General features: G+C 53.0%; 14 protein-coding genes. 10 read left to right on the top strand and 4 right to left on the bottom strand.

Going from position 1 to position 13,099, the window contains the following annotated elements; translation table 11 throughout:
• Window positions 1-27 precede the first annotated feature (27 nt).
• Window positions 28-624 carry a DUF1287 domain-containing protein gene (locus tag ABFZ83_RS13400; protein ID WP_411817055.1) on the bottom strand — a complete coding sequence of 199 codons (597 nt, stop codon included), beginning with the start codon at window positions 622-624 and terminating at the stop codon, window positions 28-30.
• Between the two features lie 139 nt (window positions 625-763).
• On the opposite strand from ABFZ83_RS13400, the gene ABFZ83_RS13395 reads away from it, so the two are divergent.
• The 8 genes from ABFZ83_RS13395 (at window position 764) to ABFZ83_RS13360 (ending at window position 7,333) form a co-directional block, all read left to right on the top strand.
• Window positions 764-1,183, top strand: a complete 420-nt coding sequence (locus tag ABFZ83_RS13395; RefSeq protein ID WP_411817054.1) for a hypothetical protein — start codon at window positions 764-766, stop codon at window positions 1,181-1,183.
• A gap of 122 nt (window positions 1,184-1,305) precedes the next feature.
• Complete coding sequence (locus ABFZ83_RS13390; RefSeq protein ID WP_411818841.1) at window positions 1,306-1,728, top strand: YccF domain-containing protein; 423 nt, start codon at window positions 1,306-1,308, stop codon at window positions 1,726-1,728.
• Window positions 1,729-1,893: 165 nt separating this feature from the next.
• Entirely contained in the window at window positions 1,894-3,693 is a 1,800-nt protein-coding gene (locus tag ABFZ83_RS13385) for a hypothetical protein (protein ID WP_411817053.1), read from the top strand.
• Between the two features lie 140 nt (window positions 3,694-3,833).
• Window positions 3,834-4,037, top strand: a complete 204-nt coding sequence (locus ABFZ83_RS13380; protein WP_411817052.1) for a twin transmembrane helix small protein — start codon at window positions 3,834-3,836, stop codon at window positions 4,035-4,037.
• 213 nt (window positions 4,038-4,250) lie between these two features.
• Entirely contained in the window at window positions 4,251-5,000 is a 750-nt protein-coding gene (locus ABFZ83_RS13375) for an electron transfer flavoprotein subunit beta/FixA family protein (RefSeq protein WP_411818840.1), read from the top strand.
• A complete protein-coding gene (locus ABFZ83_RS13370; RefSeq protein ID WP_411817051.1) occupies window positions 5,000-5,929 on the top strand; it encodes an electron transfer flavoprotein subunit alpha/FixB family protein in 930 nt (309 codons plus the stop codon). The genes ABFZ83_RS13375 and ABFZ83_RS13370 overlap by 1 nt, the downstream gene beginning before the upstream one ends.
• 240 nt (window positions 5,930-6,169) lie before the next feature.
• Window positions 6,170-7,048, top strand: coding sequence for a 3-hydroxybutyryl-CoA dehydrogenase (locus ABFZ83_RS13365; RefSeq protein ID WP_411817050.1), 879 nt, complete (start codon window positions 6,170-6,172; stop codon window positions 7,046-7,048).
• Window positions 7,049-7,129: 81 nt separating this feature from the next.
• Window positions 7,130-7,333 carry a dodecin family protein gene (locus ABFZ83_RS13360; protein ID WP_411817049.1) on the top strand — a complete coding sequence of 68 codons (204 nt, stop codon included), beginning with the start codon at window positions 7,130-7,132 and terminating at the stop codon, window positions 7,331-7,333.
• A gap of 53 nt (window positions 7,334-7,386) precedes the next feature.
• Here the strand turns inward: ABFZ83_RS13360 and ABFZ83_RS13355 are convergent, their stop codons facing one another.
• Together ABFZ83_RS13355 and ABFZ83_RS13350 are read right to left on the bottom strand one after the other, a co-directional pair.
• Window positions 7,387-9,063: a hypothetical protein gene (locus ABFZ83_RS13355; protein WP_411817048.1), complete on the bottom strand. Its 1,677-nt coding sequence runs from the start codon at window positions 9,061-9,063 to the stop codon at window positions 7,387-7,389.
• Window positions 9,064-9,188: 125 nt separating this feature from the next.
• Window positions 9,189-9,803, bottom strand: coding sequence for a TlpA disulfide reductase family protein (locus ABFZ83_RS13350; RefSeq protein WP_411817047.1), 615 nt, complete (start codon window positions 9,801-9,803; stop codon window positions 9,189-9,191).
• Between the two features lie 32 nt (window positions 9,804-9,835).
• Here ABFZ83_RS13350 and argH point away from each other — a divergent pair, with 32 nt between their 5' ends.
• Together argH and lysA are read left to right on the top strand one after the other, a co-directional pair.
• Window positions 9,836-11,245 (top strand): argininosuccinate lyase, encoded by a 1,410-nt coding sequence (gene argH, locus ABFZ83_RS13345; protein ID WP_411817046.1) that lies wholly within the window; start codon window positions 9,836-9,838, stop codon window positions 11,243-11,245.
• A 121-nt stretch (window positions 11,246-11,366) separates the two neighbouring features.
• Window positions 11,367-12,629, top strand: a complete 1,263-nt coding sequence (gene lysA, locus ABFZ83_RS13340; protein WP_411817045.1) for a diaminopimelate decarboxylase — start codon at window positions 11,367-11,369, stop codon at window positions 12,627-12,629.
• Here lysA and ABFZ83_RS13335 read toward each other — a convergent pair.
• A complete protein-coding gene (locus tag ABFZ83_RS13335) occupies window positions 12,626-12,997 on the bottom strand; it encodes a DUF5658 family protein (protein ID WP_411818839.1) in 372 nt (123 codons plus the stop codon). The genes lysA and ABFZ83_RS13335 overlap by 4 nt on opposite strands.
• Window positions 12,998-13,099: the final 102 nt, after the last annotated feature.

Below are 13,099 nucleotides of genomic sequence, written 5' to 3'. Positions count from 1 at the left end.
TTCAGCAAAAAGCAATTTGCAGCGCAATCATTGCACTTCAAGGCGGTAATGTCCGGTGATGGGCCAATCGAAAAGCACATCCTCTAACTTCGGTCCCGCACCAATATTGTGAACGACCATCGGTCTTCCGGTCGCGGAAATTTGATCCGTAACGATACCGATATGCGGCAACCATCCGTACCCGCCCCTTAAATTCCACGCGACAATATCGCCGGGTTGAAAACTTGCGGGGTCATCACTTCGGGCTAATCGCGCACCTTGACGGGTGAAATAGGTTTCAAGATTTGGCACACGGCGATGATCAATATTTCGATCAGGCGTGCTTAAGCCCCAATGTTGTGGATAGGCAGAAAAGTTCTGCGTCATATCGCGGTGCACTTCTTCTTGCAGATCAATGCCCAATGCCCGCAATGAACGGATAACAACATCGGCGCAAACACCGCGATCTGGCGCGACATCGCCCATCGGATAATCTATGCGCACATAGGCGGAGTCGTAAACGACTTGGTGTTTTGTACGCTCTTTGGCTGCCGTAGAAAGCCGGTCACCAAAGCTCATCTGCGCCCATGCTGGTGACGCCGCTCCGAGCGCTAATAAGACCAGAAATATGCGAAGCACTGACATATCGCGACGTCACCACAAGATTACGGCACATAAATGGCAGATATTGAGCGCGCTAAAGAAAATGTGAGCATGGCGTGAGATGACAGTCGGTCACACCACCGCTTAAATACGCGCAAATTTTTGGAAGAGGGATATTCACATGAAAGCTGGGTTATTATTGGCGCTGCGCACAACCACGGGCTTACTACTTGTTATTTGGGGTTCCATCCGCGCCTTCTCGCCCGACACGGCCTTGCGCATATCAGACAAATATTATTCCGGCTCTTTGAGTGTTGAAGCCCTGCAAATGCCACTCGGATTAGCGCAGATGGCGCTTGGCATTCTCGTGGTGGTCGGATTGTTTCGCTTTATCGTTTACCCACTCCAAGCCATCGTTCTTGTCATCAGCGCACTGGCAATCTGGAAATATCTGCTAGACCCGTTGGGGCTTTTTCTCCTGACCGAAGAAACCCGCAACGTACTGTTCTTCCCATCAACGACTGTGGCCGTTGCGACGCTGATAATTCTGGCATTCAAAGAATATGATACATTGGCGCTTGACCGGTTTTTCAAGCGATAGAGCCGATGAGACGAGCCTAATCTGCGGTTAAAATCATGGCATCTGAGTGAATTGCCACCTATATATCACTTAATAGGAGGCGCAACATGTACCCAGACCACCCACTCACTGACGAGCGATCAATCTCGCCGATGGCGCTTATCCTCAATCTGATATGGCTTGTATTGGGCGGCGCATTCGCGGCGATTGGCTGGTTTATTGCGGCGCTCTTCATGGTGATTTCTATCATCGGCATTCCTTGGGCGCGCGCTGCCTTCGACAATGGCATCTATACCTTGTGGCCATTCGGCGCGAAACCGATTGCGCGCGATCGTTTGTATGGAGAGGATATTGGCACAGGGCCTTTAGGGTTTCTGGGCAATATCATTTGGTTCATCTTCGCTGGCTGGTGGCTCGCCTTGGGTCATCTGATTGCCGCGCTTGGCCTCGCGATTACAATCATCGGATTGCCGTTCGCTTGGGCGCATTTAAAACTCGCCGGCTTTGCGCTGTGGCCAATTGGTCGAACCCTCGCCCATAGCGATCTTCGCCGCCGCGTTTTCTGATCCCGCGAAGCGATACTAAAATACTGAATCATCGCTGTTTTCCGGGGTGCTTTGTGTTTCTTTTTCGCACCCTGCGGGAAATTTAGACCGCACTGAATAAATTCTAACCATTTTCCCGCGCCAAGCCCCTACCGAGTCAGCGCCAGCCACGTTAAAAAGGGACCCATGGTGTGGTTGCGAAAAACAAGATGGGGATTAGCGGCAACGGTCAGCATTCTATGCGGGACGGCAAGCGCCGCCTTCGCAAATCCGCCTGACGCATCATCAGTGATCCCCCCGGCTATAAACACCGGAAAAACCTGGGAAGTTTATAAAGACCACTGGTCCGCTCAAGATGAAGCAGGCTACGCCGCCTTCGTTCAGCGTATTGGCCGGTCGAGCTGTTCATCCATGGCCACTTGCCTCAACAGCGATGCAAATCCCTATCGCTCTGACGTCGATCCGGAATTGCCCGGCGATTGCGCGGACATGGCCTATGTCCTTCGCGCCTATTATGCGTGGAAAAATGGGCTTCCCTTCTCCTACCAGAACGCTATGCGCACCGCCGATGGCGCTCGGGAGGATCTGCGATATTCATCGGGGGGCAACAAGGTCGCCGGTCGGCGCAAAATCATAAACTATGTCACCAATGCGCCCGCATTCATCTCAAGAATTGGCGGCGAAGTATCGACAGCGATGTTCCGTACAGACCCACAAACCGGCGGCGGCCGTAGTCATGATGATTTTTATCCGGTCGCAATTAATAGAACCTCCGTCAAGCCGGGCGTACTTGCCTATGACATATATGGCCATGTGGGTATCGTTTATGACGTGCTGCCAAATGGTCGGGTGCTCGTGGTTGCTTCGCACCCAGACAATTCTGTAACGCGCACCGCCTATGGTCCGAATTTCATGCGCTCCGGTCCCGCATTGGGTGCCGGATTGAAAGCATGGCGTCCGATCTATGTAGAAGAGGCCAAGATTTCTGACGATGGCTCTCTTGAAGGCGGTAAACTGCGCGCGGCCAAAAACGAGGAGATCGATAACTTCTCGTTGGAGCAATATTTCGGCACCGAGCCACACCCATCCGGCATTTGGCACTATGGCGAGTTTCGCTTTAACAACCGTACACTGAAATATTACGATTATGTCCGGCGCAAACTGGCGGCACCAGACTTTGCCTATAATCCGGTGGATGAATTGCGGTTTGGCCTTCAAACGATCTGCGGTTCTTTGAAAGCCCGCAAGGTCGCAGTCGATAATGCCTATCGATCAAAAGTTCACTTGAAACCCCATCCGGGCATTTTGCCGCCCAATATTTTCGGCACCTATGGGGAATGGGAAGAATATTCGACGCCATCGCGCGATGCGCGCCTGAAAGTCAGCTTCATCGAGTTACGCCGCAATATTCAGCATCTCTACGAAGATGCAAAAGCCGGTGCGCCCGGTGTTGTTTATGATGGAGATGACCTCGCCGGTGATCTGTTCGCGGCATTTGAAGAAGAGAAAGACGCCTGTACTTTTACCTATTGGCGATCGGACACCACGCGGATGCGGTTAAACCTCGCGCATGCGATGGAGCGTTTATGGGACATCTCCTTTGACCCCTATCACTGCCCAGAACGGCGTTGGGGCGCCGATGGCGCGGAGCTGGAAACGTGCACGGACGATAAAACAAAAGAGCAGTGGTACAATGCCCAGCGCTTTTTACGCTATCAGGCCGAGCGCACCTATGATGTCCGCATGGACTTTACGCTGGATGAATTAAAGCCGCCTATGGTCGCCTCGCCAAAGGAAGGTGGCCTTGGGGTCGAGGCTCCGGCCGACGCGGACATTCGCGCTTACCTCCTCAGTCTTTCGGGACCACGATTGGCCAAAAGCGAGGGCGAAGGCTCGATTGTGCCGGCCAATTACCACGAAGAAACTGTTGCGTTTCCGGCATGGCATAATGCCACACATTCTAAAATCGTGAACGTGAAAGACTGAAAAACCCCGGATTCGCTGGGTGTTTGGCGCTTTGCGCGATAGCCACCAGACCCATTGCGCGATAAACTGCCGCCCTGTAACGCCGTAAAAATGCGCTTATATCTCGACCTCAAACGAGTTTTGCGCAGGAGCAAATAAATATGAGCGGATTTGTCTTTTTCCTTATCCCAATCGCCTTGGCGGCGACCGCTATTATTTTGGGTGTGGGCATTTTCTCCCTTGCCAAAGGCGGCACTTTCTCAAAGCAGCACTCAAACAAGCTGATGCGCATGCGCGTTGCGGCGCAGGCGATCGCTATTGCCCTGATGATGCTGTTCTTATGGCTCGTCGGAAATGGGTCCTAGGCCGATTATCAGCCTTCTTCGAGGCTTGGGTATCTCCCCACTATAATACTGCGCCCCCTGCGACAATTTTGTCCGCACTGCGGGTGCCTCTGCGTTCATCTGCCGGTAATCGTTGAATCCCCTGAGCGCCGCGACTATGGTCCGGCCGAATGTACTTGAATGCTCGCCGCAAAACGGCGAGTTCCGCATGTCAGCACCCGTCAGGAGCAAAAGATGAAAATCCTCGTGCCCGTCAAACGCGTGATCGACTACAACGTCAAAGTCCGCGTCAAATCGGACGAAACCGGCGTCGATCTCGCCAATGTCAAAATGTCCATGAACCCATTCGACGAGATTGCCGTCGAAGAAGCGGTCCGCCTGAAAGAAGCAGGCACAGCGACCGAAGTCGTCGCCATTTCCATCGGGCCGGAAAAAGCCCAGGATCAAATCCGTCAGGCTTTGGCCATGGGTGCGGATCGCGGCATCCTTATCAAAACGGATGATGTGATTGAGCCATTGGCGGTTGCTAAACTTCTCAAGGCTGTTGCCGAAGAAGAAAAGCCGGAAATGATCATTCTCGGTAAACAGGCGATTGATGACGACTCGAACCAAACGGGCCAAATGCTCGCCGCGTTGCTTGGTTGGGCACAGGGTACTTTTGCGTCAAAGGTCGAACCGGCCGATGGCAAGGTAAGTGTCACACGCGAAATTGATGGCGGACTGCAGACCATCTCGATCAACCTGCCGGCGATTGTCACCACCGATCTTCGCCTGAACGAGCCGCGCTATGCCTCGCTGCCGAACATCATGAAAGCCAAGAAAAAGCCGCTCGATGTGAAAGAGCTTGGTGATTTCAGCGTTGATGTCGCACCGCGCCTTGAAACCGTAAAAGTGACCGAACCACCAAAACGCGAAGCTGGCGTCAAAGTCGAAAGCGTTGCGGAATTGGTCGAGAAATTGAAAAACGAAGCGGGAGTACTCTAATGGCTGTCCTCGTAGTTGCAGACGTCCACGGAAACGCGATCGACGATTCAACCCTTAAAGTCGTCTCTGCCGCACAGGCAATCGGTGGCGATATCGATATCCTCGTGGCCGGTTCTGGCGCGGGTGATGCCGCCGCAGAAGCCGCTAAAATTTCCGGCGTTAGAAAAGTCCTTCATGCGGATGCGGAGCAATATGCAAACCGCCTAGCGGAACCATTCGCAGACCTGATCGTTTCGATTGCCGATGACTATGACGCGATCCTGAAATCAGCGGCCACCACCGGCAAAAACGTCATGCCGCGGGTCGCAGCATTGCTAGACGTGATGCAGATCTCTGAGATCATTGCAGTGGAAGCACCAGACACATTCGTCCGGCCGATCTATGCGGGTAACGCAATGCAGACGGTTAAGTCTAACGATGCGAAAAAAATCATCACGGTTCGCGCGACGTCATTTGCCGCCGCAGAACAGGGTGGATCAGCAAGCATCGAAACAATTGACGGCCCAGCCGATCCGGGTCTTTCGAGCTTTGTCGGCGAAGAGCTGACCAAATCCGAACGCCCAGAACTGACTGGCGCGAAAATCGTCATCTCCGGCGGCCGCGCGCTCGGCTCCTATGAGAATTTCGAGCAATATATCTTCCCCGTCGCTGACAAACTTGGGGCGGCCGTTGGCGCGTCTCGGGCCGCTGTCGATGCCGGTTATGTGCCGAATGATTATCAGGTTGGCCAGACCGGTAAGGTGGTAGCCCCTGAGCTTTATATTGCGGTTGGCATCTCCGGTGCGATTCAGCACCTTGCGGGGATGAAAGATTCCAAGATCATCGTCGCCATCAACAAAGACGAAGAAGCGCCGATCTTCCAGGTTGCGGATTACGGCCTCGTCGCCGATCTCTTTAAAGCGCTGCCCGAACTCCAGGAAGCGCTCTAAGCAAAGCTTTACAATCGACCAAAAAGCCCCGCCTTGTGCGGGGCTTTTTTTATGGCGGTTAGCAAAAAATGCTCCCCCAGTATCATCAATGTGCGTCTGGCACCTTATGCACAAGAACCCTTGCCGAGGCTGATATTGCAGTGCAATATCTCTTGTGGGCGCACGAATATGCGCGCGACTTAATATTTCTGACTTCAATACCGCATCAAGGCGGCTCAATTAAGAAAAGTGGGACGGGCAATGACATCAATTAAAACAGTCGGGGTAATTGGCGCTGGTCAAATGGGAAGCGGGATTGCCCATGTCTTTGCGCAATCTGGCTATGATGTCATTTTGCACGACATTTCCGCCGATCAGATGAAAGAGGCCCTTTCGACAATCGAGAAAAACCTCGCGCGGCAAGTCGCGAAAGGTGTGATTGATCAGGGGGCGGACACTTTAGCACTCGCGCGGATAAAAACTGTCGGCGACATCAAAGAGCTCGGCCAATGCGATCTTGTGATCGAAGCCGCCAGCGAAGTGCAGTCCGTAAAGAAAGAAATTTTCGGCGCGCTTGAAGGCGTTCTAAAGAAAGACGCGATCCTCGCCAGTAACACGTCATCCATCTCAATTACCGGCCTCGCCGCCGCAACCGAACGGCCCGATCAGTTTATCGGTATTCACTTCATGAATCCGGCACCGGTAATGAAACTCGTCGAAGTCATTCGCGGGATCGCAACGTCGAAAGAAGCGTTTGAAACGACCAAAGAAGTGATCGCCTCGCTCGGCAAGACCATGGCGATTTCTGAGGATTTCCCCGCATTTATCGTCAACCGAATTTTGATGCCAATGATCAATGAAGCGATCTACACGCTCTATGAAGGCGTCGGAAGCGTTGAAGGCATTGATACGGGCATGAAGCTCGGTGCAAACCACCCAATGGGACCATTGGAACTTGCTGACTTTATTGGCCTCGATATCTGCCTTGCGATCATGCAAGTCCTTTATGAAGGACTGGCCGATTCTAAATATCGTCCGTGTCCGTTATTGGTGAAGTATGTCGAGGCCGGATGGCTGGGCCGTAAAACCGGTCGTGGGTTCTACGATTACGCAGGTGACGCGCCAGTTCCGACACGCTAAGCGGCATTTGCCAGCGGGCAGTCAAAAATGTTCTACTTTAGGTAGGCGCACTTCTGCGCCAAAAAACCTAAAGGAGACATTATGGCTGTCGCACGCGTAACAGAGATCATATCAGGCTCCAGTAAGAGTTTTCAGGATGCTATCGATGACGGCATCGATCGCGCCAATAAAACACTGAAGAATGTCGAAGGAGCGTGGATCAAGGACCAATCCATCATACTCGACAATGGCAAGATCAAAGAATATCGCGTCGTTATGAAAGTAACCTTCATCCTTGACGACTAATAAAAAAGGGCCGCGCGAAACGCGCGGCCCTTCATTAATTCGTATCAGGTCGATTATTCTTTGTGCGTAACCGTTAGATCAAGCACATCAGGAATAGTTTGCGGGGCAGTTACGCCTGTAGACTGCAGGGTCGTAAACGGTACTGGCTCTGCCGGCACAGCAGAAATTTCCAGCGCGCCACCTTTGCCGACGAAATTCGCAACCGCATCGATATAAGAAGAAATCCGCGGATTCATCTGCGCCGCCTGCGCACCGGACAAGCGAATTAAGCCCGGCGCGGAAACGCGCAAGTCTTCGCCTGAACCACCCATTTGTAAGGCGGCAATATCGAAAATCGCATCAAGCGCTTTTTCGTCTTTCACGTTCAACGTAAAGCCCTTGAACGCACCTTGCTCGCGAACGAAATTCGTCTCGCCCTCTTCGGCTGCGCGCGCGAGCTCCTCAAGCTTGAGATCTGCAAATGAAATATTCGTGCTCATATCCACGAGCTTTGGCATTTCAAACGCATATTCGAGACTTGCATTGCCGTTTTTCGAATTCCAGACCCAAGCGGCGATACCATCACCTTCTACGTTGTCGAGGCCATGCTTCTTCAAGATCTCAAGCGTTTCTTCCTCTGTATCCGGAACATAGGCCGTGAAATCATACTCTGCGTCTTTGGTCTCGATCCGGACATCGGACGGTACAAGCCAAGTGAATTCCGCCACTGGCATGATCGTTTCTGCAGCCACCGCAGCACGCTTGCCATTGACCCATGTCTCGGCATTAAACGCTTTCATTGTCCCCAAATTGATCAGGTTTTCCGCCGTCATCGGCGGCTCTTCACCGCGTAGACCCCATGACAACAATCCGGAGAAATCAATATCGCGCCACTCAAAGCTTTCCACTTTGATCTCTTGGCTTTCTGGCGCGATGAAACCGGACAGCGGACCATTAAGGAACATTGCCCCTTGCGGGCCCATTGCCTGTGCCAGCGCAAGACGCGATTCATCGGTCTGATTAAAGCTGTAACCTAAATCGTTTGCGATCACCGCATTGAGCTTGCCTCCGCCAAAGCCAACGAAGCGAAGATCCGGCACAGTCACGGCAAAGGACGGCGAGTCGCTTGAACTCGCAGCCATTGCAATATCTTTGTAATAGATGCCGGCAATGTTGATTGCGTTCAGTGCGCGCGCACCCTCATCGCCTTCACCGTTACCTTCAGTGCCGCCCTGACGAATTTGCAGTTGATCGAATTCAACGCCGCCAATCGTCAAATTGACATTGTCAACGTCGCCTTCAAACCCCTCGGTCGCCAGATCATAAAGGCGCACTTTGGTAAAGATGGTTTCGAATGGCGCGTCCTGCCCCGCATCTTCCGCCGATTTGACACGCTCAATCGCATCCATATCGAGGCCGAAAAATTCTGCCCGCGCCACGGTAATCGCTTCGCCATCATCTGCATCCGAGAATCGAAGACCGGTCACGACATCCGCACCAAGCGCCTTGTCGAAGGTTGCGGTTTCATATGTCGGCCGCGCATCTTCGGGCAGCAATGCAAAAAACTGGTCGATATCAACCGGTTCAGCGCCTTTGAGTTTGAAAGTGCTATCGAGCGGGGAATCCGCATCGACTTTCGCTGCCTTCTGGCTGGTTTCCGATTTCGGCGCATCGACGCCGTCATCTTTTTGTCCACAAGAGACAAGCGCAAGCGAGGCCACGCCCGCTAATAAAATATTGGTATAGTTCACGAAATTAGCTCCCTCGCCGTGGTGCAATCAAACCGCCCGATGCGCCATTGCCCCTCCACGGTATGAATCGTTGGCATGGTATATCGGCAATGGCGGATCAAGCCTAGGGCGCAGCTAAGACCGTTTTATGGCAAAACTGAACGAACCAGCGCCAACGCTTCGGGGCTTTGCCAATCGGCTTCCCCAATAAGACGGCCAACTTCCTGGCCTTTGGCGTCATAGAGAATACTGACCGGCAAAACATCGCCGCCGCCCATGGCAAAAGCGAATTGCAGATTTGGATCTGCGTATAATTTCAAATGATTGATCTCAAGGCGGTCGAGATAATCTTGCGCCACGTCTGGCCCGCGCGGGTCGGAGGCAATGGCCACGACTTCGAATTTCTTGTCACTCAGCGTGTTTTGAAGCGCATCCAGCGAGGGTAGTTCCTTCAGGCAAGGCGCACACCACGTCGCCCATAGATTCACCAAAACGGCTTTCCCGCGAAAGTCCTTGAGGGTTTTGGATGATCCTTCATGTAAAAAGGCGATTTCCGGCGTCCCGCGGGGCGGAAATGCATAGGTGAAATCCTCCATTTCCCCTACCAACAGCGCACGATCATGATCTAATGCCGATGGTTTAGTGGCAGATGCGGCGTCGCGTGGGCTTACACTTGCGCTCACGATGACGTAGAGGAGGAACACCGCGCCCAGCGCTCCCCAGATGAGGAGCCAGAAGCGGGGCTGCTTTAATAGTTTCACGTGAAGTCACTCCAACCGAATAGATTTGTAATATGTCAGATAAGTCAGATAGCGCAGAAAACCAGATGTGGGGCGGGCGATTTTCAGAAGGCCCTTCCGCGATTATGGAAGCGATTAATGCTTCAATCGATATCGACAAGCGTCTTTGGCGCGAAGATATCGCCGGATCGCGTGCGCATGCGACAATGCTGGCCGAAGCGTCGATCATATCCGCGAATGACCGCGACGCCATTCTTGGTGGCCTAGATCAGGTCGCAGCCGAAATCGAAGGCGGAACTTTTAAATTCAGCCATGCCCTTGAAGATATTCACATGAATATCGAGGCTCGCTTGAAAGAAATTATCGGCGAGCCAGCCGGTCGCCTCCACACCGCTCGCTCGCGCAACGACCAAGTCGCGACGGATTTCCGTCTCTGGTGCCGCAATGCCTGCGACGAAGCGGAGCGCGGCTTGAAAGACCTCATGCAGGCCCTTGCCAAACGCGCGGAAGAAAATGCCGCAACGGTTATGCCTGGCTTCACGCATCTTCAAACAGCGCAACCTGTTACGCTCGGCCATCATCTATTAGCCTATGTCGAGATGTTTTCTCGCGATGCAAGCCGGTTCGCCGATGCTCGCCGGCGCATGAATGAGTGTCCGCTCGGCTCTGCGGCCTTGGCCGGAACGCCATTCCCAATTGATCGTAGCGCGACCGCAAATGCACTGGGCTTTGATAATCCGTGTGCGAACTCCCTTGATGGTGTCTCGTCACGTGATTTCGCACTGGAGTTATTGTCAGCATCGGCAATTGCAGCGACCCATTTGTCGCGCCTTGCCGAAGAGCTTGTGCTTTGGACATCGCCCCAGTTCGGCTTTGCCGCGCTTTCAGATGCGTTCTCAACCGGATCTTCGATCATGCCGCAAAAGCGTAACCCGGATGCGGCGGAACTCGTACGGGCGAAAACCGGACGCATCACTGGTTCGCTCAATTTATTGCTCAATGTCATGAAAGCATTGCCGCTTGCCTATGCCAAAGACCTTCAGGAAGACAAGGCCGCAACTTTCGAGGCTGTTGATGCGTTGGCGCTTGCCGTTGCGGCAATGACCGGCATGATTGGTGACTTCAAGCCAAATCCGGAGAATATGAAAGCCGCAGCGGCGCGTGGGTTTTCCACCGCAACAGACCTCGCCGATTGGCTCGTTCGCGAACTCGGCTTTCCTTTCCGCGACGCCCATCACGTCACCGGCCGAATTGTCGCCGTCGCAGACGCGCAGTCGGTTCGCCTTGACGAATTATCGCTCGCGGAAATGCAAGCGGTTGAGCCGAAAATTCATCAAGGGATCTTCGACGTTTTATCGGTTGATGCATCCGTCGCATCACGAAAAGCCTATGGCGGCACAGCACCAGAAAATGTAAAGAACCAAGCACAACGTTGGATCGCTGCGTTGAAAAAGGAGAATTGATATGCGTGTTATGATAATGACGCTTGCCGTTTTACTGGCCGTCTCTGCATGCGGAAAAAAAGCGCCATTGCGCGCACCCGATGAGCCTGAAACGCAATTATACACCCAATAGGCAGATACAGTGCATCACTTTGATTACCGCGATAATCGTCTTCATGCTGAGGATGTCGATATTGCCGCTTTAGCAAACAAGATCGGCACGCCTTTCTACATCTATTCCGAAGCAACCTTTCGGCGTCACGTAAAGGTTTTCTCGAACGCCTTCTCGGGCACGGATGCGCTTGTGGCCTATTCGGTCAAGGCCAATTCAAACCTTGCCGTATTGCGCATTCTCGCCAGTGAAGGGACCGGCGCAGATGTTGTCTCCGCCGGCGAGCTGGCCCGTGCCCTACATGCTGGTATTCCTGCTGATAAAATTGTTTTCTCTGGTGTTGGCAAAACCACCGAAGAAATGGAAGCCGCACTCAATGCGGGGATTTATCAATTCAACGTGGAATCTGCGCCGGAGCTAGAGGCCCTTGATAAAGTCGCAGGTGAATTGAAAAAGCATGCACCGGTCGCAATCCGCGTAAATCCGGATGTTGCCGCTGGCGGCCATGACAAAATCTCAACCGGCCGCAAGGAAGACAAGTTTGGCGTCGCCTGGGGCAGCGCACGTGCCCTTTATGCGCGCGCAAGAGAGCTTGAAAACATCGAGGTAAAAGGCGTTGACCTTCATATTGGCTCACAAATTGCTGATCTTGCGCCTTTTGAGGCTGCGTTTAAGAAAGCCGCCGGGTTAATCGCCGATTTACGCGAAGATGGCTGCACGATTGAGCGTCTTGATCTTGGGGGCGGCCTTGGGATTCCTTACGGGGCCGGTGAAATTCCGCCGCATCCGGATGATTATGCACAACTTATCAAACGTGTTACCGCGCCGCTTGATGTTCAGCTAATATTTGAGCCGGGCCGCATGATCGCGGGCAATGCCGGGCTACTGGTGACTAAGCTAGTCTATGTCAAAGAGGGCGAAGCGCGAAAATTCATGATTGTCGATGCCGGGATGAACGACCTTATCCGTCCCGCCCTATATGACGCCCATCATGATATCATCCCGGTCACCCGAGATTTAGACGCAAAGAATGATCGTTATGATGTTGTAGGCCCTGTCTGCGAGTCCAGCGACTTTATCGCCAAAGCCCGGACATTACCGGATATGAAACCCGGTGAATTTATGGCGATTATGTCAGCGGGTGCCTATGGGGCATCGCAATCATCGCAATATAATTCACGCCCATTGATCCCGGAAATTCTGGTAAATGGTGACGAATACGCAATCATCCGCAGACGTCCGACTTTCGATGAAATGACTGCGCTTGAACGCTATCCTGAGTGGATGGGTTAAAACACACCGGCAATTGCGAAATTATTGGCGACAATAATCGCATTGCCGAAGGTGGCCACCGCAAAAAAGCTCAGCACAATCCAGTGTGGAAACCACAACACCATAAAGCTGATAACGGCCTGTAGTAAAAGTTTGGCGACGATCCAACCGTCGCCGACTTGCTCCATCATCCCGCGAACGATCGGATTGGCCTCTTCGCCGGCCCCCATCTGCAAGGCAAGTTCTGTTGAAAAAATATCGGCTATTCCAACAAGGTTATAGATGACCACGAAAAGCCAAGCGAGGTTCCAGTGCAATGCCGATGCGCGGGATTGCTTGGCCTCTTCTGTCATTTGTTGCCGGCGTTTCGACGAAGCAAGCACGAACACCAAAGGTATTCTCCCGTTTTGTTAACCCATTTCCGCCGGCAATACGCCAGAGTGATCAAAGAGTAAGGCAAAGCGCCGTCGACGCGAGCCCCATCCCGCGAT

The organism is Hyphococcus formosus (assembly GCF_046736345.1).
In the GTDB taxonomy this organism is placed as follows: Bacteria; Pseudomonadota; Alphaproteobacteria; order Caulobacterales; family Parvularculaceae; genus Hyphococcus; species Hyphococcus formosus.
This window is presented reverse-complemented; position numbering and strand designations above follow the sequence as displayed.